Source organism: Streptomyces sp. NBC_01012 (assembly GCF_045162755.1).
Lineage (GTDB): Bacteria > Actinomycetota > Actinomycetes > Streptomycetales > Streptomycetaceae > Streptomyces.
The window spans coordinates 4,815,693-4,840,046 of the sequence record NZ_CP108688.1 but is presented as its reverse complement, the minus strand read 5'-3'; the positions used below and the strand labels follow the sequence as shown (position 1 = coordinate 4,840,046).

The 24,354-nt window shown below is 68.0% G+C and carries 23 protein-coding genes and 1 tRNA gene; 5 read left to right on the top strand and 19 right to left on the bottom strand.

Features of this window, described 5'->3' with window-relative positions:
• Window positions 1-68: 68 nt before the first annotated feature.
• Genes OG623_RS21765 through OG623_RS21755 form a run of 3 tightly spaced genes read right to left on the bottom strand, consistent with a single transcriptional unit; the run spans window position 69 to window position 2,165 of the window.
• A complete protein-coding gene (locus OG623_RS21765) occupies window positions 69-458 on the bottom strand; it encodes a type II toxin-antitoxin system death-on-curing family toxin (RefSeq protein ID WP_406148558.1) in 390 nt (129 codons plus the stop codon).
• Complete coding sequence (locus tag OG623_RS21760) at window positions 455-655, bottom strand: ribbon-helix-helix protein, CopG family (RefSeq protein ID WP_406148557.1); 201 nt, start codon at window positions 653-655, stop codon at window positions 455-457. Before OG623_RS21760 ends, OG623_RS21765 begins: the two co-directional genes overlap by 4 nt.
• Before the next feature lie 46 nt (window positions 656-701).
• Window positions 702-2,165, bottom strand: a complete 1,464-nt coding sequence (locus tag OG623_RS21755; protein ID WP_406148555.1) for an MFS transporter — start codon at window positions 2,163-2,165, stop codon at window positions 702-704.
• A 201-nt stretch (window positions 2,166-2,366) separates the two neighbouring features.
• Between OG623_RS21755 and OG623_RS21750 the strand changes: the two genes are divergently transcribed.
• Window positions 2,367-2,441: transfer RNA gene (locus OG623_RS21750), tRNA-Cys, on the top strand.
• 129 nt (window positions 2,442-2,570) lie between these two features.
• On the opposite strand, the gene OG623_RS21745 is transcribed toward OG623_RS21750, so the two are convergent.
• The 3 genes from OG623_RS21745 to OG623_RS21735 all read right to left on the bottom strand — a co-directional run bounded on the left by OG623_RS21745 (window position 2,571) and on the right by OG623_RS21735 (window position 4,648).
• A complete protein-coding gene (locus OG623_RS21745) occupies window positions 2,571-3,413 on the bottom strand; it encodes an SGNH/GDSL hydrolase family protein (protein ID WP_406148554.1) in 843 nt (280 codons plus the stop codon).
• A 284-nt stretch (window positions 3,414-3,697) separates the two neighbouring features.
• Window positions 3,698-4,105, bottom strand: coding sequence for a hypothetical protein (locus OG623_RS21740; protein ID WP_406148553.1), 408 nt, complete (start codon window positions 4,103-4,105; stop codon window positions 3,698-3,700).
• 108 nt (window positions 4,106-4,213) lie between these two features.
• The gene (locus tag OG623_RS21735; RefSeq protein WP_406148552.1) at window positions 4,214-4,648 is read right to left on the bottom strand and encodes a hypothetical protein; all 435 of its coding nucleotides are present in this window, start codon (window positions 4,646-4,648) and stop codon (window positions 4,214-4,216) included.
• A gap of 483 nt (window positions 4,649-5,131) precedes the next feature.
• Here OG623_RS21735 and OG623_RS21730 point away from each other — a divergent pair, with 483 nt between their 5' ends.
• Window positions 5,132-6,169: a hypothetical protein gene (locus OG623_RS21730; RefSeq protein ID WP_406148551.1), complete on the top strand. Its 1,038-nt coding sequence runs from the start codon at window positions 5,132-5,134 to the stop codon at window positions 6,167-6,169.
• 92 nt (window positions 6,170-6,261) lie between these two features.
• Here OG623_RS21730 and OG623_RS21725 read toward each other — a convergent pair whose 3' ends face one another.
• A complete protein-coding gene (locus OG623_RS21725) occupies window positions 6,262-6,792 on the bottom strand; it encodes a hypothetical protein (protein ID WP_406148550.1) in 531 nt (176 codons plus the stop codon).
• Window positions 6,793-6,821: 29 nt separating this feature from the next.
• On the bottom strand, window positions 6,822-9,107 hold the full coding sequence (locus tag OG623_RS21720; RefSeq protein ID WP_406148548.1) for a DUF6571 family protein: 2,286 nt from the start codon (window positions 9,105-9,107) through the stop codon (window positions 6,822-6,824).
• A 268-nt stretch (window positions 9,108-9,375) separates the two neighbouring features.
• Between OG623_RS21720 and OG623_RS21715 the strand changes: the two genes are divergently transcribed.
• The gene (locus OG623_RS21715) at window positions 9,376-9,885 is read left to right on the top strand and encodes a hypothetical protein (RefSeq protein WP_406148547.1); all 510 of its coding nucleotides are present in this window, start codon (window positions 9,376-9,378) and stop codon (window positions 9,883-9,885) included.
• Between the two features lie 66 nt (window positions 9,886-9,951).
• On the opposite strand, the gene OG623_RS21710 is transcribed toward OG623_RS21715, so the two are convergent.
• Together OG623_RS21710 and OG623_RS21705 are read right to left on the bottom strand one after the other, a co-directional pair.
• Window positions 9,952-10,140: a DUF397 domain-containing protein gene (locus tag OG623_RS21710; protein ID WP_406148546.1), complete on the bottom strand. Its 189-nt coding sequence runs from the start codon at window positions 10,138-10,140 to the stop codon at window positions 9,952-9,954.
• On the bottom strand, window positions 10,137-10,958 hold the full coding sequence (locus OG623_RS21705) for a Scr1 family TA system antitoxin-like transcriptional regulator (RefSeq protein ID WP_406148545.1): 822 nt from the start codon (window positions 10,956-10,958) through the stop codon (window positions 10,137-10,139). Before OG623_RS21705 ends, OG623_RS21710 begins: the two co-directional genes overlap by 4 nt.
• Before the next feature lie 78 nt (window positions 10,959-11,036).
• Here OG623_RS21705 and OG623_RS21700 point away from each other — a divergent pair, with 78 nt between their 5' ends.
• Complete coding sequence (locus tag OG623_RS21700) at window positions 11,037-11,444, top strand: hypothetical protein (protein WP_406148544.1); 408 nt, start codon at window positions 11,037-11,039, stop codon at window positions 11,442-11,444.
• Between the two features lie 169 nt (window positions 11,445-11,613).
• On the opposite strand, the gene OG623_RS21695 is transcribed toward OG623_RS21700, so the two are convergent.
• Entirely contained in the window at window positions 11,614-11,805 is a 192-nt protein-coding gene (locus OG623_RS21695; protein ID WP_406148543.1) for a ferredoxin, read from the bottom strand.
• Window positions 11,806-11,825: 20 nt separating this feature from the next.
• A complete protein-coding gene (locus OG623_RS21690; protein WP_406148542.1) occupies window positions 11,826-13,043 on the bottom strand; it encodes a cytochrome P450 in 1,218 nt (405 codons plus the stop codon).
• A gap of 107 nt (window positions 13,044-13,150) precedes the next feature.
• Between OG623_RS21690 and OG623_RS21685 the strand changes: the two genes are divergently transcribed.
• Window positions 13,151-13,834, top strand: a complete 684-nt coding sequence (locus OG623_RS21685) for a TetR/AcrR family transcriptional regulator (protein ID WP_406148541.1) — start codon at window positions 13,151-13,153, stop codon at window positions 13,832-13,834.
• Window positions 13,835-13,960: 126 nt separating this feature from the next.
• On the opposite strand, the gene mycP is transcribed toward OG623_RS21685, so the two are convergent.
• The 7 genes from mycP to OG623_RS21650 all read right to left on the bottom strand — a co-directional run bounded on the left by mycP (window position 13,961) and on the right by OG623_RS21650 (window position 24,353).
• Window positions 13,961-15,328 carry a type VII secretion-associated serine protease mycosin gene (mycP, locus tag OG623_RS21680; RefSeq protein WP_406151953.1) on the bottom strand — a complete coding sequence of 456 codons (1,368 nt, stop codon included), beginning with the start codon at window positions 15,326-15,328 and terminating at the stop codon, window positions 13,961-13,963.
• A gap of 26 nt (window positions 15,329-15,354) precedes the next feature.
• The gene (locus tag OG623_RS21675) at window positions 15,355-16,812 is read right to left on the bottom strand and encodes a translation initiation factor IF-2 (protein ID WP_406148540.1); all 1,458 of its coding nucleotides are present in this window, start codon (window positions 16,810-16,812) and stop codon (window positions 15,355-15,357) included.
• A gap of 41 nt (window positions 16,813-16,853) precedes the next feature.
• The gene (locus tag OG623_RS21670; RefSeq protein WP_406148539.1) at window positions 16,854-17,387 is read right to left on the bottom strand and encodes a hypothetical protein; all 534 of its coding nucleotides are present in this window, start codon (window positions 17,385-17,387) and stop codon (window positions 16,854-16,856) included.
• Window positions 17,388-17,494: 107 nt separating this feature from the next.
• Window positions 17,495-19,831, bottom strand: a complete 2,337-nt coding sequence (locus OG623_RS21665; protein WP_406148538.1) for a xanthine dehydrogenase family protein molybdopterin-binding subunit — start codon at window positions 19,829-19,831, stop codon at window positions 17,495-17,497.
• Window positions 19,832-19,907: 76 nt separating this feature from the next.
• The gene (locus OG623_RS21660; protein WP_406148537.1) at window positions 19,908-21,527 is read right to left on the bottom strand and encodes a (2Fe-2S)-binding protein; all 1,620 of its coding nucleotides are present in this window, start codon (window positions 21,525-21,527) and stop codon (window positions 19,908-19,910) included.
• Window positions 21,524-22,420, bottom strand: coding sequence for an FAD binding domain-containing protein (locus OG623_RS21655; protein ID WP_362886009.1), 897 nt, complete (start codon window positions 22,418-22,420; stop codon window positions 21,524-21,526). The genes OG623_RS21660 and OG623_RS21655 overlap by 4 nt, the downstream gene beginning before the upstream one ends.
• Before the next feature lie 259 nt (window positions 22,421-22,679).
• On the bottom strand, window positions 22,680-24,353 hold the full coding sequence (locus tag OG623_RS21650) for a beta-N-acetylhexosaminidase (protein WP_406148536.1): 1,674 nt from the start codon (window positions 24,351-24,353) through the stop codon (window positions 22,680-22,682).
• Between the last annotated feature and the right edge of the window lies 1 nt (window position 24,354).

Sequence of the window (24,354 nt, the reverse complement as noted above, 5' to 3'; positions counted from 1 at the left end):
CACCCTACCGGCGGGCGGGGCGGAACCCGCCCTGGGCGATGCCGTTCCGGAGGATAGTGCGACAGCTGTCACACCTCGGCGACGACCAGCTCGCGCAGTCCCTGGGCGATGACCTTCACCTCGTCCACCTCACCGGTCGCAACCGAGATGACCAGCCGTTCCGCCGCATCGATGTCGGGGCGCAGGTCCACACCGTTCATGGCCAGGAACGAGACGCAGGACAGCCATGCCGTCCGCTTGTTCCCGTCAAAGAGTGGATGGTTGATCGCGAGGGACTGGAGAAGTGCCGCAGCCTTGTCGATCACATCCGGGTATGCCTCTTCCACGAACATGGCAGCCGAGGGGCGGTGTGCCGCGGACTCCAGGAGCCCCACGTCCCGTACGACGACCTGCATGTCGTCGCAGGCATATCCCGCGATGACGAGGATGTCCTCGGAGGAGAGGTAGACACAGGTCACTTGAGCCGGTCCATGAGCTCGCCCCACTTGGCGGCCTGCTCCTTGGCGGTCTTGCGGACGATGGCCTCCTGAGCCGTCCTGGCGAGGTAATCGTCCACAGCCCTGAGCAGTATGGCGTGCATGCTGGTGCCCTCCTGCTCGGCCCGGCGCTTGAGCGCCTCGGTCTGGTCGTCACGGAGGCGCAGGTTCATAGCCATACCAGAACGGTACCACGAGATAGGGCCAAAGTGGTACCACAGGGCGTCACCCAGGCTGCGCCCGGCCGGCCACCCACACCCCCACCAACGCCACCGCCGCCATCGGTAGGAACACCGCCGTGAACGCCCCCGGGTGCACCGCGGCCGCACCGCTCTCCACGGCCCCGTGACCGGCCGCGCCCACCGAGCCGCCGCCGAGCGCGGCGAACGCCGCCCCGCTCGCGGCGAGCAGCAACGCGTTGGACAGGCCGTCCGAGATCTGGAGCGCGGCCGAGTTGGCCCCGGCCTCCTGCGGGGGCGACAGCTTCAGCAGCAGCACGCTCGTCGAGGAGATCACCACCCCCATGCCGAAGCATCCGAAAGCCCAGACGGCGGCGAGCGTCCACACCGGCACCGCCGCGATCAGCACACTCGGCGCGGCGAGGATCGCAAACGTCACGAACACCATGCCCATCACCATGAGAGCCCCCCGGTGGGGCTCCAGCCGGGGCCTGGCCAGGACGTACGAGCCGAGCGCCCAGGTCAGGCCACCGGCGGCCAGCGAGAGGCCGGCCAGCGTCGGGGACAGCCCGCGCTGAGTCACGAGCATCAGCGGCACGAAGGACTCGGCGACGATGAACGAACCGGCCGCGATCCCCCGCAGCAGGATCACAGCGGGCAGCCCCCGCGCGGCCCGCACGGTGCCACGGGGCAGCAGCCCCCGTACGGCGGGCACGAGCAGCGCGGCACCGGCCAGCGCGGGGACCAGCGAGAGCCACCTCAGCTCCTGCCCGGCGTACTGGAGCAGCCCGGCGCCCGCCGAGATCCCGAGCGCGAGCCGGATACGGCGCCGGTCGAATGGCTCGGCCGCGGCCTCGGCGTCCGTAGGTCCCCCTGCCATCCGCCGGATCGCGGGCAGCGCGAGGCCGAGCGGCAGGAGGATGAGGACGGGGATGCCGACGAAGACCCAGCGCCACCCGAGATGCTCGGTCACGGTCCCCGAGGCGAGGGGACCGACGACGGACGGGACGATCCAGGCCGCCGAGAACCCGGCCATGATGCCCGGCCGGATCCGCTCCGGATAGGCGCGCCCGATGACGACGTACAGCGCGACGATCACGAGCCCGCCGCCGACACCCTGGACGGCCCGCCCGAGGATGAACGTCCACATGTTCGCCGCGGTCCCGGAGAGCAGCAGCCCGGCCCCGAAGGCACCGATTCCGGTGGCGAGCGGGGCGAGTGGGCCGCGCCGGTCGGCCCACTGCCCGGAAAGCACCATGGCGAAGAGGCTGGTGGTGAAGTACGCGGAGAAGGCGAACGCGTAGAGCGGGATGCCGTGCAGCTCCTCGGCCGCGACGGGCATCGCCGTACCGACGGCGGTGGCCTCGAAGGCGATGAGCAGGACGACGGACACGATGCCGATGCTGAGCGCCCGGTAGGTACGCCCGAGGACACCTTCGGCCGGTTCGGCGACGACGGTCTCCACGGGGGCAGCGGTGACCTCGGCGTCACGGGGTTCCAGGGCAGTCATGAGCACCAGGGTAAGGGCCATAACTGCTGGTGACCCCTGTCGATGGTCGGTATCCGACTGGTCCCTCCGCCCTACGCCCACCGCCGCACCCCGAGGCGCGAACGTGAACGCGGCATGGCAGTCGCGTTGCGGCCCACCTGTGACCCTTGAGGCCGGCCGTGCGGGCCCGTACGGTCGACAGCAGATCAAGAAGAACACCAAGGCCGTGTGCCCGAGAGGTTTAGGGGCTCGACTGCAACTCGAGTTACACCGGTTCGAATCCGGTCACGGCCTCCAAGCGGGAGAACACAGAAGGAACGGCCGCCCCCATGGCGCGGGGGCGGCCGTTCCTGCGTGCGTCAGCGGCTATGCGGGGTCCAGCGGGGGCTGGGGCCCGCCGGGCCGGCGGGACTTTCGAAACACGCTTTAGTTGCGGAGCTGGTTGTAGACGCCGTAGGCCATGGCCTGCTGGCCCCAGCTGTTGGGGTGCGCCGGTGCGAGCTCCGTTTCGATGGGCTCGATCCACCGGTCTGCTTCGTTCTGGCACATGTCATGGCCGATAGTCATCGTGTACGTGTCGGCGTACTCCGCACCGGCGCTCTTGGCCCGATCGGCGAGGGCCTGGTTGAGCTTCTTGTTCACATCGCGGAGGTAGGGCACGTCGCCGTCCGCGAACGGGACGTCGGGACGGCAGGCCTTGCCGTCGTCCGGCACGAGCGACGGATAACCGGCCACCAGGACTCGGGCATTGGGTGCAAGGGCGCGTATGTACTGCAGGCTGACCGTGAGCTTGGCCGCCGTGGAGTTGATGCGCGTGGCGATGGCATCACTGCCGGACTCATTGAAATGCGTCTTGCAGGGGCTGCCGGTCGGATCGCTGAAGCTGCCGACGACGCAGTTGGTGATGATCTCGGTGAACCCGATGTCACTGCCCCCGATGGTCAGCGTGACCAGATCGGTGTCGGCTGACAGGGCGCTGAGCTGGGCCGGGTTGGTGCCCTGAGCGTTGGCCATCTCTGCCGTGGTGGCACCACTGCAGGTGACGTTCTTGAAGTGCTTCGCCTTCACTGCACCGGCGATCACCGCAGGATAACCCTGACTGGTGCGATCGCAGTTGGCGTCATCCACCGAGCTGAGACCCGCACCGGAAGCGTACGAGTCGCCGAGCGCCACGTAGTTGTCGTAGGTCGGATCGGCCGACTCGGCGGCAGATGCAGCCGGGGCCATGAAGCCACCGATCAGTCCGGCGGTGGTGCCGATCGCCGCCACCTCCAGTGACGCGGCGCGGCGCGGGCAGTACTGCGGAAGGTGCGTGCGAGTTGAATCATCATACCTTCACCGGGGAGGAGTTGACGGGCTACCGCACCGGTGATGAGGCGATTCGGATCGCCCGGGTTCCCTCTCTGACGCACCAGTTCCACTCAGTCGAGAGGAGGTGGCTGCAATCGAAGTCTGCTGCCTGCCGTGCCCGTGGCCACAGGTGGACGCAGTGACGCACCCCATCGGGAGCCTCCCTCTGTGCCAGCGACACAGCAGCGGTTGCGCCACCGCACTCAGGGTTTGAGTCGCGCCCTCTGCTGTGCGCGCTCCTGAGACTCCTGCAACTCGAGGACCCGGAAGACATGAGCGCTCGCACGCTTGCGTGCACTCCCGCTGGTGACCAGTGCCGCACCCGCGACGGCGGGTGGCACGGCGAGAACTCCGATCCCGAGGAGCTCCGGCCAGTCACGCTGGGCGCTGCACAGGTCTCCCGCGCCCTGGCTGTAGGACGAGCTCTCACTGTCGTAGAACACGGGGGCGTCGCAAGCGACTTCGTCGTTGTAGTGCGGCACGCTGAACGGGATCAGCAACAGATAGCCCAGCCAGAGGAACAGGGCTGCTGACACCACCAACAGGCCAGCCCCCCAGCTCTGCTGGCGTCCGGCCACGCGGTCGAATTCCTGGCGCACTGGCCATTGCATGAGAAGCTCCCCTTGGCTGTCCGGCCTGCCGGCAACCCTGGCTGGATGCCTTGACCGCATGACAGTAACGCGTCACTTCCTTCGCAGATGCGTGCCCTCCCCAGGCTGCTACTTCATGTATTGCATGAGCTTGGAGATCGGCGCCAGATCGTCCACGATCTTCACCTCATCCTTGGAATGAACGGACTTGGTGTAATCCAGGTGGTTCGAAATATGCGCGCAGGAGTCCAGCAGCGTTTTCATGTGCGTGTTCCAGCGGTCGTGCACCTTGAGCAGTGCGGAACCACTGGTGAAGTTGCCGTTGGTGAGCGCGATGGCGGCGTCGAAGGTCGAAGGGCGGGCGTGGTCACCGTCCTTCGACAGCCGGACACGTACCTCGTAGGCATCACTCCCGATGGCACCCAGGTCATCCCGGTTGACCACCAGATCGGCCGCCCCACCCCCGCTCCCGCCCCCTTCGGCCGGAGCACTGTTGAGCTGCATAGCACTCCGTCGCACTGCCGCCGCATCACGGAGTTCTGCCCATTCCTCGTCGAACGTCATGATTTCCCCCGTCCCCGCCCCATGCTCATCCCTGTCCCATCGCCCGAACTGGGCCGACGGCCCTTGCCAGACTCTCACTCCCCGTGCTTGCCCTGCCTCCAAGCTGCCCAGTTGGCGAAAAATAGGTCCCTGCGCTGCCGGAAATAGCCAGATTGATCCATAAATTCGGGACCGGATCCAGGAAGCCGCGGTCCTGACCGGCCGCCGATAGAGGAAACGGGGCCCTACGTCTCGACGGCGCACGCAACATCGCCGCCGGCATCCGCCAGACAGGCAGGCACTCCCCGCCCTCACCCATCTCGGCCTCACCTGATCAAAAGAGAAGAGGCCCGACTACGCCCAGACCCAGCTCCTGCCCTCCGCCGCGGTAACCACTCAACGGAGGGCGATCCGAGGGGCTTGCAGTGATGGACTGGCGTCCCCGAGACTACCCATATGTGGAGACGCGCACAACCAATTGGCGACAGAGATGTAGCACGCCAGATGCAAAAGATTTACAACCAGATCCCCCCAGGCATCCGCAATAATCCAGCCGCCGTCGCTAAATCATACTCGGAACTTCTCTTCAATCCTGCAAGATTCGGACGGACTAACATTTTGGGCGAAAGGAGGCTCATCAACAAAAACTTCAATATTGGACTGCAGGACGAAATCGGGAATTTTGAGCAACTCACGAAGCGTGCCGTGCTGGTATCCGACACCTTATTACTCTCGCACGGGCCGCACGCTCCCTACCGTCCCATCGGAGTAAAAAGCCAAACCGAGGATGAGACCGATTTCGACACTGGCCGGTGGCAACTGGGCACCACGCGAACCATTCATTTCGGGATCCACTGCCCAGATATGACGGCGCTTGGGACTTGGCTACTTGAAGCCCAACCAATCATCAAGGCCGGTCTCGCTTGGTATTTGCCGAGCTACACCGCAAGTACGGAATACAGCGGTCGTGAGACACAATCCTTCCCACCAAGCCGGGTTTCTGCGGTCGACTACATCATGAGAGGAGGGAGACTGATCGACCCTTCGGAATCCAGGCCCGTGAAAGATCGCTTGGTTCGCCTTGTACTCGAGATCGACCTGCCCTTCATCGACAGTGTCACCATGGGGGATTTCAGCAAAATCACCATCGATGAGTTCGATTCATACAAGGGGTTCCGAGGATTCCTGCGTACAAGCTTCCTCTCAATGAGTGAGGCGCTCAATTCGGAGCAGTCCCAGCTTGAATTAACGAAACTTCGCCTGGAGATCGAGGACCAGGTCAGCGCCATGGAATCTGACCTCCGCGCCGTGAAGAGAAAGAGGACACTGGGTGCAGTTGGCGCGACAGTCGCTTCTACCGCAGCCCTGCTCATCGCTGTGGAAGGGTCGGTAATGGAACGAGTGCTCACGACTCTTGGGTTAACCACAGCGGGTACCTTCTGGGGCGCAATCAGGGAAAAGGTCGAGAATGGCCACCGGGTGATCGAGAATGGAAAATGGTATTACGTCTGGGTACTCTCCAGGAAGGCTAATTCCTTGTAGGAGAATGCGGGACAGGAGCTAGGCCAATCTGACGAGTAACGCAGCCAGGATTGCGGGATCCGCTGCAAAATTTCCGAGTTTGACCATGACAGTCAGCCGCACTTCAACTCCTTCTCAGCGAAGGCGACGAGTTGACCGATCAGGGTGCGAAGAACGCGACGGTTCCGCTTTGACTCAACACCATCACTCGGCTGGTTAAGTACATAGAGACTCAGTTCGACATATTCACCAGGAGTATTGGGATCCTTGGACGGCTCGCAAATAATATACGAGGCCGCACCACCGTTCCACACAATCCCCTTCTGCCCGACGTCGACCGATTCTGGTTTCGACTTACTCCAAGAGGACCAGTCGATATAACTTTCAAAATCTCGCCGCTTGGCAAACGCCTGGAACTTATCCGAACCATCGACACTCAGAGCACACATGGAAGAATCATATTCCCCCACAGAAAGAAACTGACGCCCGTAGGTTTTGGCCTCTTTTCCAGCCGGCAGGAGCGGCAACACATCTTGGGACGCAAAGGATCCCCAGCAGATCCGCTCCGGAAGCTCCGGAACCGCCTCAGCCTCCTCGGAACACCCAGCGAGCAGCACAGCCATTGCTGTCGAGACCAATGCCACCAACGCCCCCCTTGCAAGTTGCCACATAGCTACTTTCCCTTGGGATGAGAACTGTCGATCATGCCGCGACCGATTGTGTGCGCCGCCGCCGACTCCGTTGAGGCCGAACCTCTGTAATCGACGTACTGCTCAGGCTTCAGGCCTGAAGCCTTGCCAGCCACATCAACAGCGGCGGAGGCTGCATCCTTGGTGGCACGCTCCGCTCGCGTGTAGCCGTCCAATGACTCCTGGCGGCCCTCTTCCGTGGAGTCGTTTTCTGCACGTTCCAAAGCAGATTCAGTAATGTCTTCCTGCATCCACTCCACCGCATCACCCCCAACGGGAAGCATTTCCACGTACTTGGCCCCGACGGCCGAGATGATGCGGTTAGCCCACTTGGCATTATCCTCAGTGGATTTGTTGTACTCCTCATCCACATGCGCGTGCATTTCGTGCGTCGCATAGGCTCGCGCCTCGGTCATTATTCCCGCGATTTCACCTCCGGGATGAACCGCGTTACGCACTGCTTCCCCCATATCCACATGCTTCTCAGGGTGCGTAAACACATCGCTCACGAGCGCCGTGGTGTAAGCCTGCTGTGCGATGGTGATCGCACCGTATGCCTGTGGGTCTTGGGCCACCGCGCTGAGGAACCCAGCCATCTGCGCCTTGTCGAAATCCGCCGCCTCGCCGAACGGCTTGATCTGGCCTGCCGCGTTTTCTGCCGTGGCCTGCAAATCCGGCATGTACTCCGCCGCCATGTTGCCGAACTGCTGGGAGAGCCCGTTGAGCGGACCCGGCAGTTCTCCGGGCTTCGCGGCCACCAGCTCGGGGTCCGAGCCGACCTTCTCCACGACCTGCTCCATCACCTCGGCCATGGCCTTGGTGTGGGAGACCGGTGGTGCGTCGTCGTCACCCGGTACGCGGCCGGTGACTGCCGCTTCCAGGGCGTTACCCATGGCCGTCTGGCCAGGAGTGAACTCTCCGTCGCCCGCCGTGTCGTACCAGTCCGCCGTCTCCTTCTTGTCCAGCATGTAGTCGACCACGCCCTGCGCGTCCTTGCCCTTGATCTCGGCGTCCGACAGCGTGACGATGCCGTCCTTGTTGGTGTCCTCGCGAATTCCCTCGTTGAAGAACTCCGTTGCCGCCGCGGGGTTCTTGCTCATCGCTTCCATGAGGCCGGTCATCGGGTTGAATCCCTTGCCTCCGGAATCGTCGAGGTTGATGGCCATCTTCTGGTCGTACGGCAGGTTCTGGGACCACATCTCCGGGTCCTTCTTGTCCAGCGCCACCATGTCGCGGCCCACCGTGGTGAGGAAGTCCTTGTCGTACGTGCCCTCGCGGAGGAGCGCTCCGAGTGCCTGGTAGCCGTAGACCTTGGTGCCGGCACCGGCGAAGCCCGACACGTCGACCTCTTTGCGGCCGGCCTTCATGAGCTGTGTCGTCCAGGTCGAATCCAGGTGGTTCGGCGTCGACGTCTGGGTGGCCAGGCCGAGCATCGCGCCCATGTCGTTCTGAATGTTGCGCACCATAGAGGCCCGGTCCTGACCGGCAGGGCCGAGCGACGTCGCGTCCAGCGACATCTTCGTATAGGCGTCGAGGGTGCCCTCCGCACCGAGCTTGTGGTAGAAGCCGGTGGCGAACTCGGGATCGTCACGGTTGTCATCGATGATGTCTTCGAGAGCCTTGAGCGCCTTCACGTTGCGGGCGGTGCCACCCTCGCCTGTGACCGTCTCCACCAGATCCGCGGCGCGGGCCACCTGTTCCGCGTCGAGACTGCTGAACTTCGGCGCGCTGAAGTCCTTGTCGCCCTGCACATTGGCCAGAAGGGCCCGCTTCAGAGAATCGTCGGCATCGGAGCAGTCCTCGACGAGCCGATCGATCCGCTTCTGCCATGCGATCACGGCGGCCTTCTGCTTCTGGAGAGCCGCCGGATAGTCGGGGTCGTTACGCGCGCCGACGTCCTGCTCCAGGTCGTACCGGGGCGTCACCTTCCCCGCGGCGCTGATCAGGATCCCTGCCTGACCCGCCTCCTCGTCCCTGATCCTGACGAGCTCGTCCCTGGCGGTCCTGAACGAGGTGTGCGCGTCCGCGAGCAGCAGCTTGATGCCCTTGGCCTCGGCTGCCGCGTCCTCGAACTCCTTGGCCGTCTTGGATATGAAGGGCTTGGTGACGCCCGCGTTCACACCGCCCCAGTCAGCCTTGTCCGACTTCGCCTTCATGCCATTGCGAGCGTCGTCGGCCAGAGCCTCCAGCTTGGTGACCATCTCCGCCCAGTCGTCGGCGGCTGCCTTGAGTTTGCCGACGGGAGCGTGCACGGCATCCTCGAACTCCATTGTTGCGTTTCCCCCGATGACTCGCCTGTGACTGGACTGGGTAGTCCTGCTGGACACTGCGCGACAGCCTATCGACGGAGCGTTCCGCAGGGGCACGTACAAGCGAATACCCTGCAACTGTCCATCAGGACACGGCCAGTGCTCCGCCAGCCAAGTTGTCGACGGCTCCGCTGTGTCGTGCCCATCCGAATCCGAATCGCGAAAGGCTCTCGCGTTGTCTGTCCGTGGAACTCTCCGGCGTCACCGGTTCATCGGCGTGGGTGTCGCTTTGTCGGCCACCGTTGTCCTCGCCTCCGGTCTGTCGGCGTGCTCCGGCGACAGCGACGACACGGCCGAGAGGGCGTACACCGTGCCCGCGTCACTGTGCGGGATCGCTGTCGACTCCGCGCTGGTGAAAGCCGCTCTGCCCGGCGGGGATTCCATCTCGTCGGCACTCTCGAAACCGAACGGTGGCACAACTCGCTGCGACGTGTCCGTGGACGGAAAGGCGGCTCTACGCCTCACCCAGGCATGGTGGAGGGCGGGGGATACCGGGGCATCGGTCGCGCAGGGATACGCCTACACGGACGGCGGGACGACGTCGGAAGACTTGCGATTCGTCTACGCGGGGAAAGCTGGCGTGGGCAAGGTCGCTTCCTGCACGTCGTCGGAACACCCGGAACAGGAACTCTTCGCGATCATCCAGGTCCTCGACTCCGGCATCGACGACCAGGCAGCAATGAAGAGTCTGATCACCGACTACACCAAGGCGGCCGAGCGGTCGGCGGCCTGTGAGTGATCCTGACGCGCCGTAAGGATCGAGTCAGGAACGTGCCCACCTGGCGATGTCCGCTACTGGCCGAGGTCAGCCCCTGACCGCACCTGCCAAGAAGGCGGTCCAGGTGGCGGGAGCTATGACAAATGTGGGGCCGTCGGTGACCTTGGAGTCGCGGACGTGCACGGTGTGGGGGCAGGCGGCGACCTCGACGCAGGCCTCACCCTCGTTGTTGCTGTAGCTGGACTTGAACCAGGAGAGCTCCGGCCCGACGGTCATAGTCGCCTCACCTTCGTTTCGATGATCTCAGCCGACTTCCAGGGGTTGAGCGCCTGGGCCCGGAGGATGCCGAAGAGGTCGAACGTGTCGGCCACCTGCTCAGGCCTGGACATCAACCTACCGCCGCCCTGACTCTCCGCGAAGACCAGATTGCGCCCTTCCCCTGTACACATCAGCTGCATCGGGCCGTTCAACCCCGCGTGCGTGTGCTGGTCGGAGGGCATCACCTGTACCGTCAGATGGTTCATCCGCCGCATGCAGTCCAGCAGATGCAGCAACTGCTCCTTCAGCACCTCCGCGCCACCCAACGTCCGGTCCAGGACCGACTCCTCGATGACGTAACCGACATACGGCGGAGGAGTACGCAGCAGCACCGCCTGCCGTTCCAGCCGCGCCTCGACGTGCCGGACGATCTCGTCCTCGGTGTACGCGGGTTTGCGCGCCCGGTACAGCGCGTACGCGTACGCCTCCGTCTGGAGCAGCCCCGGCATCAGCATCGTCTCGTACGCGCTGATGACCCGCGCCTGGCGTTCCAGCCGTGCCCAGTCCAGGAACTTCGCCGGGTACTTCTCCTCGTCGACCAGCTCGACGCACGCCTTCAGCGCACCGCCGGCGCCGAAGACCCGGTCGGCATCGGCCAGCAGCTCCAGGCCCGGGATACGCTCCGCCCGCTCGACCGCCCCCATCAGCGACTCCGAGATCAACAGCTGCTCCGCGGCATCCTTCTGCGTGAGCCCGGCCCGCACCCGATGGATGCGGATCAGGTCCCCCACCAGCTTCCGCACCCGCGACGGCTCGCCACTCGTCCCCACAGCCACCACCCCCTTCTCCACATACCACCGATGTGCACCGCTACCTTCTGGTCACGCTAAGCAGCGATCAGAATGCTGAGGGTCATGACGAGCAAGAGATGCCCCGAATGGGTACCCATCACCGGGCACCAACTCCACCTGACCGGCATTCACTTCGACGCCATCCGGCTGCGGGGCGTACGGGGCGAGGCAGTGCTGCACCACCTCGGGACGCTCACCGACGGCGAACCTGGCCCCGTCGTACAGGAGGTCGCGGGCAGTCGGTGGACCTACTTCCTGATCCCGCCCGGTTCGAGCAAGGAGTACGACTGGCCGCCCGGCGCCAGATGCTTCGGCCCGGCGGCCCGGGACCAGTACGTCGGCATTCCCGCACCGGACGGCAACACGTATCCCCTGAGCTGGCGTTGCGGAGCACCCGCCGAAGGCGATTTCGTGGACGCGGAGCTACTGCACGGGCTGGTGATGGCCCAACTGGCCCCGGAGGGCGAGTAGAACGAGACCGGTTTACTGCCGACCCAGGCGCGGTTCGCGTCCCTGGCCGCGGCCTCGCCCACTCCCGGACGTCGGCGTGCAGGCGAATCGGCCCCCAGCCGAAGCTGACGGCCGATCGCAGAGGACCGACGCCGGGACTGCACGAGCACCCACCCGCGACCGCGGGGACCTACCCGACGACGCGCACCGCTCCCGAAGGACAGAGCACGCCGGCATCGCGCGCCAACGTGCGTGCGTCATCCCCGGGTTCGGCGTCCAGAACCGTCACCAGGCCCTCGTCGTCCTGGTCAAACACCTCAGGTGCCGTCAACGCGCACAGGCCGGCACCCACGCAGACCTCCCGGTCGGCCGTCACACGCATAGCTGCTCCCTCCGCCGCGGTCACCAGGTGACCGGGAGTTCGTTCACGCCCTGGATCGTCGTCCCCGGACGCAGGTCCAGCTCGTCGACCGGCACCGCCAGCCGCAGGTTCGGCAGCCGTTCGAGCAGCGCCGTGAGGATGACCTCCAGTTCGAGGCGGGCCAGGTTCTGGCCGAGACACTGATGCACGCCGTAGCCGAACGACAGGTGGTGGCGCGCCTCACGTCGGACATCGAAGACGTCCGGGTTAGCGAAGATCGAACTATCGCGGTTGGCTATGGAGTTGGTGACGATGACACCCTCACCGGCTCGGATGTGCTGCCCGTCGATCTCGATGTCGGCCGTCGCGAAACGGCTCCCGGCGATGTCGGCGATCGCCAGAAAGCGCAGCAGTTCCTCCACGGCGCCCGGCACCAGCGACGGGTCGGCGCGCAATGCGGCGTACTGGTCGGGGTGTTCGAGCAGGGTGATGACGCTCAGCGATGTCATCGACGCTGTGGTCTCGTGGCCGGCAACCAGTAAGAGGATCGCAGTCGCCACCAACTCCTCGCGGTCGATCCTGCCCTTCTCCAACTGTTCCGCGACGAGGGTGCTCAGCAGGCCAGGCCCGGGCTTTCCTCGCAGACTGTCTGCCAGGCCGCCCAGGTAGTCCTCCAGGTCATCCCGAGCCGCACTCGCCCCCGCCGCGTCCGGCGACTGGATCAGCCGCTGGGACGCGTCCTGGAAGAAGTCGTGGTCGGCATAGGGCACGCCGAGCAGTTGGCAGATCACCATGGACGGCACGGGCAGCGCGAACTGGCTGACGAGGTCGGCGGGCGGGCCGGAGTCGATCATCCGGTCCAGAAAGCCGTGCACGATCTGCTCGACGTCGGCCCGCATCCCCTTGATACGCCGGACGGTGAACTCGCTGATGGTCATGCGCCGTTTCGGCCCGTGCTCCGGCGGATCCAGGCCGATGAAGGCGGGGCGGCGGTCGCGGAAGCTCTCCACCCGCCCCGAGGTTGCCGGGAAGTCGACGTGCCTCCGGTCGGAGGAGAGCCGAGGATCGGCCAGCAGCTTCCGCGCCGTGTCGTATCCGGTCACCAGCCACGCCTGACGACCGTCGTAGAGAGTGACGCGCTGCAGCGAACCTTCACGCGTCCGGAGGTCGTTGTACTGATCGGGGAGGTGGTAGGGGCAGGTGCGGTCGCTGGGGAAGTCGGGCGCACCTGAAGGGGGCGTCGCAATGATCTCGGTCATCAGTCCCTCGATACTCTCGACGCTTAAAGAACGGTCAGTTCTCTAATACGAGGTTAGGCTGACGCACTCAGCGCTTGCAACGGGTGCTCGACAAATGGCTGGGAGTCATGCCTCCAACCAACGGAGACGCGCCGGACCGGATGGACGGCGACCATCGCCGAAACCCCCGCCGCCGAGGCGAGGAACTGAAGAACGCCATCCTGGCGGCAGCCCTCGATGAACTCGCCGAGGTCGGCTACGCGGGACTGACGATGGAGCGCGTAGCCGTGCGGGCCCGCACGGGCAAAGCCGCCCTGTACCGCCGGTGGCCCAGCCGTGCCGAACTCGTCGTCGACGCCTGCACCGTCCATCACCTCTCCGACGCCGACATGCCCGACACCGGCGCTCTGCGCACCGACGTCATCGCCGCACTACGTCAGCTCTGCCTCAGACTGGCCACATCGCATGGCGACATCCTCCGCGGCCTGCTGACCGAAGCCATGCGCGACCCCGAGCTCGCCCAACTGGTCCGTGAACGCGTGCACACAGCGGGCCCGGGGCAGATCCAGAGTGTTCTGCTGCGCGCCGTCGCACGTGGCGAGATCGAGCCGTGGATCCCCGCCTCACGGCGCGCCACGGTGGCGGTCGACCTGCTCCGCAACCACTACCTCCTCCACGGGGCGCCGATCCCGGAGGGGGTCATCACCGAGATCGTCGACGACGTCTACCTCCCCCTTCTCCTCGCGCCACGGGGCGCGCTACCGAACACCGGCCCGGGCCAGGCAGCGAACGGCACTTCCGGAGACAGCTAGCAGCACGTCGTTACCTTGCGTGGTATCGCCTGGTAGCAGCATTCACTGCAGTGTGGAACTCGATGGAGGGCCCCTGATCCACGCATCGTTGGCAGCGCTGCCCCAGGGTGAACCCGTTCCGATCTGTCAGGCGGTCGGGCCCGGAGAGCCTCCGTACGGCGTGTTGGATCCGGGGCCGCCGGGCGGGGGGCCGTACTGCGGGTACGGAGGCCGGGATTGCGGCTGGTTCGGGTACGGAGGCTGGTACGGCTGGGGGACAGCCTTGGCTGCGCTCCTGCGGCGAGAGCGGATGACCAGGGCTGCGGCAGCGACACCGATGAGGGCTGCTGCGCCGATGCCCAGACCGAGCCAGAGGGTGGTGTTGTCGTTGTCGTCGGTGGCCGCTGCTGCGGCGGCGGCCGGCTTGTCGTTCTTCTCGGGGCCGCCTGCGGCCTTGGACGGGGTCGCGGAGGGTGTCGGGGACGCGGCCTCCGCGAGGTCCGGGAGCGGGTACTCGTCGGCGGGGCCCGGGTCGCCGGGGGTTGTCAGCGCGATGCGGGGGCGGACCCCGCCGTATCCGATGTAGTCGGTGCGCTCGTCACCACTGCTCGGGCCACCCGCCGTGTTGAGCAGGACCCGCAGGACCTGGTTGTTAGTCCAGTCCGGGTACTTGGACCAGATCAGTGCGGCGGAGGCGGAAGCGAGGGCTGTGGCGTCGCTGGTCCCGTGCGAGGTGCAGAGGTTCGTCTCGCTCTGGCAGGCGTGGATCATTTCCTCACCCGGCGCGGCCAGGTCTACCTGGGGGCCGAACTGGGATTCCTCTGTCCTCTGCAGGTCCTTACCGATGGCGGCAACACCTACGGCCCCCGGCGTAGCGCCCGGGTACTTGACGCTATTGGTGCTCTTGCCGTCATTGCCCACTGCCGCGAAGACCAGTGAGCCCTTGCCGAGCGCATACCTGACCGACTCGGTCAGTTGTTGCGATCCCTCGCTCGTACCTGCCGAGATGTTGATGACTTTGGCGCCCTTGTCAGCGGAATAGCGGATGGCCTCAGGAACCGCTGCGTTGAACTGTTCAATGTCTTTCGCGAGGTTGGCAGCCTTGTCCGGGATCCGGACGGGAAGAATCTTCACGCCGGGCGCGAGCCCGAACGCACCGTCTCCGCCACGGCTGTCGCCTGTCCCCGCGATCAGGCCAGCCATGCCCGTGCCGTGACCGTCGTAATCGGAGTGCTCATCGCCGGGCTCACCCGGGGCGAAGTCCTTCCCGCCGAGCACCTGCCCTTGCAGGTCCGGGTTTGACGCATCGACGCCTGTGTCGATCACCGCAACGGTGACGCCGCTCCCCGTGCTGCTCTGCCACATCCCCTCGGCCTTCATCGCTGTCAGGTGCCACTGATCCGAACGGACCGACTTTGCCTGGGCAGTCCCTGCCGTGGCAGACACCAGTAGTGTTCCGAGCGCCACCGAAACGATGGCCCTTGTCCGGCCCCTGTGCACACCACTGACAAGCATTCGCGTCCCTATCCGGAGTCGTTCCATCAGTCGATCACGGGCGGCGTTGCGCGGCGGCCACCCTGCTGCCACGTCTCCTCATCTTCGGTCAAGTAGTCCGGGCGCTCGCCGCCATCATCCTGGCGGGCATTTCCGGGCCGACGGCTTGACGGGCTTCGCGATCCGCCTGCCACCTGTCCACCAGCACGCCCGCCTTCGTTGTCCCGGACAAGGCCGGTGCCACCAGGCGTGAACGGACGTTGGCTTGAACGCCCCACCTGCCGGGGTCGACCACCGACGACCCCGCTGTTTCCACCAGCCGGTGGCCGCCCGCCCACGGCTCCGCTCCGAGCGGCGCTGCCACTACTCATCCCGCCGTGCCCCATGGGGCCCCGGCTCTGCGTCCCCTCACCACCGACAACCGTGCCGCCCGGAAGCCCTCGGCCGGTGGGCTGAGCTGCCGGTCGACCACCGGAGATGCCCGCGTCACGAGGCATGCGGCTTGCCGAGCCCGAGCTGGGCACACCTTGGCCAGGCGGCGATGGCGAACGGACGTTCGGCCCCGCGTTCTTCGAGCCGCCCGATGGACCGGGAAGTGGCCGTGCGCCGCCGCCGAACGTCGGCGGCACTGTGGGTCCAGGAGGCAGACCACCGTCCGGCTTACCCGTCACCGGCGGCGTGGGCTGTGACACCGCAGGCATGGACGAAGTCTGCGGCAGAGTCGCTGTGCTGTTGACCTCCATGCTGACCGGGGTCTCCCGGTGGGGCGGTACGCGGACCGCTGATGAGTCGGGAACACCTTGGTTTCCGGAGCCTTCTGCCTGCGAGGACTCAGAGTGCGTGGTCACCGCGCCAGTCGCGTCTCCGCCCCCTGCAACTGCCCTACTGCCAGTTGATTCGCGGTAGGCCTCGGAGTCACCGTAGCCAACTGCTCGCTCCGGCACGATCTCCCCCGGCGGCGGCGGAAACGCCGGCTTCTCCAGCGCGTCCAGCTGCGAAGCCGACAGCGCGTACGACTGTGCCAGCTTCCGCATTTGTGCCGCCGCCTCCTGACGGTTCGCCTCTTTCTCGGCGAGCAGCGTTTCCGCCGCCTTCTGCGCCACCGAGGACGCGTCCGGGTCGTTCCGTGCCGCCCGTGCCGCGTCCAGGTTCGCCTGTGCCCCCTCGTGCGTACGCGGGATGGCCACCTGCGCCGAGGCGAGCGAGTCCGAGGCCTGGGCCAGCCACTTCGACGCGCCCTCGCTGTAGTCGCCCAGGCGCAGCGTGGCGTTCGCCAGGTCCGCACTCCAGGTGCGGAAGGCGTCCGCGCCCTCGCCCTTCCACTCGACCGTCTGCGGGCGGACCTTGATCTCCTCCGCGATCTTGCGGATCTCCTCCGCCGCGCTCACCAGGCGGTCCGAGGCGCCCTGGATCGCCCCGCTGTTGGCCGCGTCCAGCCACGCGAGCATCTCCTCGTGCGACATGCTGTCGAACGGAGTGCCCTGGCCTGCGTCCTTGTGGTCCATCCCCGTACCCCCGTCTGTCCCCGCACCGGTGTTCGCTGTCCTCAGAGCCCGCTGATACCCGCGGTGTCGCCCGTTTCCGGTTCCGTCGGCCTGGTGGCGGACGGCTGTCCCCCGCCCTCCTTCGGCGCCCCCTGCGACCCGTCGTACTTCCCCCCGTACTGCTCCTCCGCCCCCGCGCTGATCGCGAGCATGCGGCGGCGCAGGCCGTCGTCGATGTTCGCGTAGCCGTTGTGCGAGGCGAGCACCGCGATGCTCATGCCCTCGATGCAGTCCGAGAGCAGCTTGGAGAGCGACTCCAGCTCCGTGATCACCGTCCGGTACGACGTGAACAGCGAGGCCGCCTCCGCCCACCGGTTGTCTCCGCCGCCGAACTGTGTGCGCGACATGGGGTCTTCGCGCAGCTTCCCGGGTCCCGCCGGGGACTCCTTCAGGTCACGCAGCAGTTCGTCTATGCGATTGCGGAACTTCGTGAACGATGTCAGCTCCGTGGCCAGGGACGCCGTCGCGATACTCACCCCCGCGAATCCCGGCATCGCCAGCGCGGCCAGCCCCGCTCCGACCTCACTCTGCGCCACAGCACCCTCCCCCGGATACAGCCGACTACTTCAAGACCACTGTAACCAGCACCGGTGACACTCCGCGTCGCCGGTTGCACGCGCGGTGCTCAATTCCGGCCGGGCTGTTACGCCTTGGGCGTGGCCGCCACCGCCGCCTGCGGGCGGATCGGGAGGCGGTTGACCGGGCGGCCCGTCGCGGCGCGGACCGCGGATGCCACCGCTGCCGGGGAGGTGACCACCGGGACCGCCGAGGCGGGCTTGGCGCCGAAGGGGGCCACCACGTCGCGTTCCTCGACCAGTTTGACGATCCGGATGTCCGGCGCGTCCAGGGCGGTCGGAAGCGCGTAGCCGGTGAGGTCCGGGTGGCGGATCAGGCCTCGGGCCGTACGGAGGTTCTCCGTGAGGGCCGCGCCGATGCCCTGGGTGACGCCTGCCTCGATGCGGGTCGTCAGCTGGGACGGGTTGAGGATCCGGCCGACGTCCTGGGCGACCGCCATCTCGACGACCCGGACGGAGCCGAGTTCGATGTCGACGTCGACCACCGCACGGACCGCGCAGAAGGCCAGGCCCACGAACGCGTCGCCCTGGCCCGCCTCGTCCAGGGGTTCCGTGGGGTGGGGGCGGCACTGGGCGGTGGCCCAGAGTTCCTTGCCGTCCATCGCCTCCATGACCGTCGTGGACAGCACACCGTCGTACGAGGTGATCTTGCCGTCGGCGATCTGGAGGAGCTCCGTGGACATGCCGAACTTGTGGGCCAGCGGCTGGAGGAGCTGGGTGCGGACCATCCTCGCGGCGCGTTCGATCGCGCCGCCCGAGACCCAGGTGTGGCGGCCGTGCGTCGCCGGGCCCGCGGGGGGCTGGTCGGTGTCCACCGCCGCCACATGGACCTCTTCGACGCCCAGGGTCTCCTGGACGATCTGGCGGGCGAGCGTGGTGAAGCCCTGGCCGGTCTCGACGGCCGCGCAGATCACGGTGGCGACGCCGTCATGGACCCGGACCGTGGCCGTGGAGACCTCGTCCGCGCCTTCCGCACCGAGCATGTGGACCATGCCGAGTGCGTAGCCGACGCCCCTGCGCACGGCCCCGGGTTCGCCGGCGCCCTCCGGGCCTCCGGGCAGCAGCCAGTCGTCCTCAGGGGCGTCCTTGGGGAGCGAGGGCAGCGGGAAGTCACGGAGCTCGGTGAGGAGCTCGGCGACGGGCGCGGGGCAGGTCACGGTCTGGCTGGTGGGAAGTATGTCGCCCGTGGAGAGGGCGTTGCGCAGCCGGAGTTCGACCGCGTCGATGCCCAGCTTCGCCGCCAGCTTGTCCATCTGGCCCTCGTACGCGGCGCAGACCTGCATCGCACCCTCGCCGCGTACATGCCCGGACGGCGGGTTGTTCGTACGGACCGCCCAGCCCTCGATGAAGGCGTGCGGGACGACGTAGGGACCGCAGGCGAAGGCCACGGCTGCGGCCAGGGATTCGGACGAGGAGTCGGCGTACGCGCCCGCGTCGAGGAGGATCTGCGCCTCGACCTTGACGAGCCTGCCCTCCGTGTCCGCGTGGTGCCGGTAGCGCAGCAGGGTGGGGTGGCGGTGGGCGTGCCCGAGGAAGGACTCCTCGCGGGTGGCGGCGAGTTTGACCGGGCAGCCGGTGCGCAGGGCGAGCAGGCCCAGCGGGATCTGGAAGCCGGGGTCCTCACGGTCGCCGGTGGCTCCGGGGACGCCGGTCACGACGACCTTGACCCGGTCGGCGTCGAGGCCGAAGCAGGCGGCGGCCAGATCGCGGTCCGTGTGCGGATCGGTGGACGCCGTGTACAGCTCGACGCCCCCGTCGGGGCGGGGCACGGCGAGGCCCGCCTCGGCGCCGATCGGCGCGGGGTCCTGGCGGCCGATGCGGTACAGGCCCTCGACGATGACCTCGCCCACGGTGTCCGGGTCGCCGTAGCGCAGCGGGATGTGGCGGATGAGATTGCCGTCGGGGTGCAGGGGTTCCGCGACGAAGGCCTTCTCGGGGTCGGTGACCGGATCGAGTACCTCGTACTCGACGGCGATGGCGGCTGCGGCCAGCCGGGCGGTGTCGGGGTGGTCAGCGGCGACGGCCGCGATCGGCTCGCCGTGGTGGCGTACGAGCTCGGAGGCGAACACGGGGCGGTCGACGACCCGGCGGCCGTACGAGCCGTCCCCGGGGATGTCCTCGTGCGTGACGACCGCGCGTACTCCGGGCATGCCTGCCGCTGCCGTCGTGTCGATCGACAGGATGCGCGCGTGTGGGTGCGGGGAACGCAGCACCGCGGCCCAGAGGAGCCCCTCGGCCCACAGGTCGGCCGCGTACGGGAAGGTGCCCTCCGTCTTGGCACGGGCGTCGGCGGGCGGCAGCGAGGTGCCCAGACCGAGCGCGGGCAGCTCCTGGTCCGGGTCGGGGCCCTCGGCCGGCGGTGTCGTGCGCGTGGTGCTGGTCGCGGTGGCTGCGTCGCTGGTCACGCCGCCTCCTTGTCGTTCGCTCCGCTGTGGCGGCTGGTGGTGGGGAGGGCCGGTGGTGCGGGGGACGGCGCGGTGCTCACCGGACGTCTCCCTCGGGCCCGGGTGCCTGGACGCTGCCCGCGCCGGGGGCGGCCTGGTGCGGGATGCGCGGCTCGGCGGCTTCCTCCGGGGCGGTGGCCGCCTCGTCCGCGGTCGCCTCCCGGGCCTCGACGACATCGCGTACGGCGTCGAGCACACCCCGGTAGCCGGAACACCGGCAGAGGTTGCCGCACAGGGCCTGCCGGGTCTCCAGCTCGCTGGGGGCGTGGTTGCCCTCCAGGAGGTCGTGGACGGTCATGGCCATCCCCGGGATGCAGAAGCCGCACTGGACGGCCCCGCACCCGGCCAGGGCCCGCTGGACGTCGGAGGGTTCGCCGTCGACCGCGAGCCCCTCGACCGTACGGACCTCGCTGCCGGCCGTCGTGGCGGCGGGCACCAGGCAGGAGGCCACGAGGCGGCCGTCGACCTGGACGTTGCAGGCGCCGCACTCGCCCTGCGAGCAGCCGTCCTTGGCGCCGGCGAGGCCGAGACGCTCCCTGAGCACGTAGAGCAGGGACTCGCCGATCCAGGCGTCGCTGACGGGGCGGTCCACGCCGTTCACATGGAGGGCGTAGGAGGTCGACGGATGCTCGCTGGGGGTCGGGCCGGAAGCGGTGGTGGACTGGGGAGCGGGGTGGGCCACGGGCTCATCCGCCGGGCCCAGGTCCTGGCCAGGGCCGCGCTCGGGGCCGTGTTCAGGGCCCAGGTCCTGGCCAGGGCCGTGCTCGGGAGCCACGTCCTGGCCGTGTTCCCGGCCGTCCTCAGGGGCCGGGTCTCCCTCGGTCCCGGTCCCGGTCCCGGTCCCGGAAGCCTCGGACGCGTCCGGGGTCTCGACCGCCGGCTCCGCGGCCTCGGCTGCGGGTACCGATGCGGGTGCGGGGGCCTCCGGCCCGTCGGCGGCCTCCACGGGCTCCACAGGCTCCGTGGGCCGGGACGGCACCTCGGCCGGGGCGGCGGCCTCGGGTTCGGGCTCGGCCTCGGGTTCGGCCGCGGGCTCCTGCGTCGCCCAGGGCGCGGGTGCGCCGCCCGGCAGCGTGGCCGGGGGCGTGTCCGCGTACCACTGGGAGGCCAACGCGGACGACGCGAACTCGCCCGACTCGTCGGGCAGGTCGCCGTTGGCCACCGGGATCGTCCACTCGCCGGTGTGGCCCGCGGGCGCGGGCGCCGGTTCGGGCTCGGCGGGGAGGGCCTCGGTGAAATTCCACTGAGCCGTCGTGGACGAGGTCTGCGTGTACTGCGAGGTGTCCGGATACGGCTGCTGGTACGGGTCCTGCTGCTGGTTCGGATCGGGCCAGTGCACCGCGTCCGACGCGGGATCCGCACCGCCGGACGGACCCGCGGTCTGCTCGTGCTGCTGCTCGGGCGTCCGCACGACCCAGCTGCCTGTCGCCGCGGGATCGAGACCGGCTGCCGGGGTCAGCGGCAGGATCATCGGCGGCACATACCCCTGTCCGGGGGCGGCCAGCGGGTCGTTGCCCAGGTCGGCGAGGTCCTCAGGGGCCAGGTGGACGAAGGCGGTCGCCTCCGCGTCGTACTCACCGCCCTGCGGGGTCGGCTGCCAGCCGGCGTACGGGTCGGGCTGCCCGTGCTGCTGCTCGGGGTTCTCCTCATTGCTCACGACAGTGCCCTCCCCAGTGCGCGTCGGGCGAGCGCGGCGACGGTGCGCCGCAGGTGCAGGACGGCGGGCGACAGCGGAGGTGCCTCTCCCCCGTCGTCCGGTGGAGCCTGGTCCGGGATACAGGCCGCCGCGACGTACTCGCCGAAGGCCGCCAGCGCGTCGGGAGCCAGCCCGCGCTCACCGTCCCAGTCGATCAGGGAGGCGATCCAGCGCTCGGCCTCCAGCGGCCGCAGGGGCATCGGGGCGATCGCGCCGACCGCGCAGCGCACTCCGCGCCTCGCCGGGTCCAGGACGATCGCGACGGAGGCGGTGGCGCGGCCCGGCCCGGTGCGCCCGGTGGCCTTGAGGAAGACCTGGGGGGCGTGCAGCAGCGGTACGCGGACGAAACCGATCAGCTCGGCGGGTTCGAGCATCTCGCGGCCCGCCAGCAGGTGCGAGACGGGGATCTCACGGCGGGAGCCCCCGGAGCCGGCGATGACCAGCTCGGCCTCAAGGGCGGCCAGCACCGGCAGTGCGTCGCCGGTCGGGGCCGCGGTGGCGATGTTCCCGCCGAGCGTCCCGGCGTTACGGATCTGGGGCGGGCCCGCGGCGCGCGCGGAGGCGGCCAGCGCGGGGATGAGCGCGGCGAAGTCGGGACGCCCCATGCGCGCATGGGTCAGTCCGGCGCCGAGCAGTGCGTGGCCGTCCTGGTAGTGCCAGCCGCGCAGCTCGCTGATCCGGCCGAGGCCGACGAGCCCGGAGGGCCGCAGGAGGCCCTTGTTGACGGCCGCCATGAGGTCCGTGCCGCCGGCCACGGGGACGGCTGCGGGCATGGCGCCGAGTGCCGCCACGGCCTCGTCGAGCGAGGCCGGGAGCGTCACCGACTGCATCGCCTGCGGTGCGTGCGTGGTCAACCCAGCTGCCCCTTCCCGGTGTCCCGGCAGTCCCGCCTGTCCGCCGTACGGTACGTGCTCACGGCCGGGACGTGGCAACTCTGGCACATCTTCCGGGCTGCCCGACGCGAGGGTCCACGAAGGGTGTTTCCGTCCCCGACCAGGGGAAAAGTCTGCTTTGGCAGACCTTCTGCCGGGCGCACGAATTGACACTCTTCAGCGGGTTCGTGCGACTTATTCGGGTCCCCTGGCCGGCACGGGAACAGCGGGTCACAGCGGGTCACACGGTCGGCGGCGGTCCCTCGATCGGGCGACCCAGGATGCCGGGCCGTCGTTGCCAGGGCTGTGGGCCCGTCGGCGGCCGGTAACCGACGCCCAGGGCGTCGAGCCGGGCGTAGTGAGTGTTCATCCGGCGTTCGAAATCGGCGAAGTCCCGCTCGCCCGGGGCCGGGAGTCGCGACCAGGCGACCTCGGCGAGTGCGGCGAGCCTCGGGAACACCTGGTAGTCGACGCGGTCCCGGTTCTGCATGACCTCGGTCCAGGCGTTGGCCTGGGTGCCCATGATGTGTCCTGCCGCCTCCTCGGAGAGGCCGGGTGGAACGGGTTCGAAGCGGTAGACGTCCTCCAGGGTGCGGACGTATCCGATGGGCATCGGCTCGTCGGGGCCCGCGTCCTGACGGTAGTCCAGGTACACCTGCTGGAGCGGGCACATCACGACGTCGTGGCCGGACTCTGCGGCGGTGATCCCACCCGCGTATCCCTGCCACGACGTCACGGCCGCGCCCTCGGCGATGCCGCCCTCCAGGATCTCGTCCCAGCCGATGGCGCGGCGGCCCCTGGCCGTGAGCCAGCGGTCGAAGTGGCGGATGAACCAGGACTGGAGCTCGTCCTCGTCCGCAAGGCCGGCCTCGGCCATGCGTGCCTGTGCCGTCGGTGACGCCTTCCACTGATCCTTGGGGCATTCGTCACCGCCGATGTGGATGAAGGGCGAGACATCGGCGGGGAACAGATCGAGCAGTTCTTCGAATACGCCCTCGAAGAAGCGCAGGGTGTTGTCAGTGGGGGCGAGTACGTTCGGATTGACCCCCCAGGTGTCCCACACGGAAAGCGCGGAGGTGTCGATGACGTCGGTGTTGCCCAGTTCCGGATATGCGCTGATGGCTGCCTGCGAGTGGCCGGGGATGTCGATCTCGGGGACCACCCGGATATGCCGCTCGGCGGCGTAGGCGACGATTTCGCGGATGTCGTCCTGTGTGTAGAAGCCGCCGTGCGGAGTCTCGTCCCAGAGTTCGGAGGCGCGGTGGCCGTATTTGGTGCGTGCGCGCCAGGCGCCGGTCTCCGTGAGCCGGGGGTGGCGCTTGATCTCGATGCGCCAGCCCTGGTCGTCGGTGAGGTGGAAGTGGAAGACATTCAGTTTGTGGGCGGCCAGCAGATCGAGCATGCGCAGCACGCCGTCCTTGGGCATGAAGTGCCGGGCCACGTCGAGCATCAGGCCGCGCCAGCCGAAGCGCGGGCCGTCCTCGATCTCCGTCTGGGGGACGGCCCGCCGCGCGCCGGGGTTCACGGGGGCGCGGCGGAAGGCGTCGGGACCGAGGAGCTGACGGAGGGTCTGCGCCCCCCAGAACACCCCTGCGGCGCTCCCTCCGGTGAGGCGGACACCGGATCCCGGCGCCACGGACAGGCGGTAGCCCTCGCGCTCCAGAGCCGCGTCGATGCGCAGGTCAATGGTGTTCGTGGGCTCGTCCGCCGGGGTGCCGGGGGCGAGCGGCAGGCCGAAGGCCGCTCCGAGAGTGGCGCGCAGCCAGCGCTCCGTGCTCTCGGTGCCGGGGCCCGCCGTGAGGGTCGTGTCACCGTCGACGAGGAAGGCGCCGCTGCCGCCGACGCCACCGTTGCCGTCGTCGCCGTCGGCCCCACCGCCGCTGCCGCGTACGGGTGCCGGGATCAGGTTGTCCATG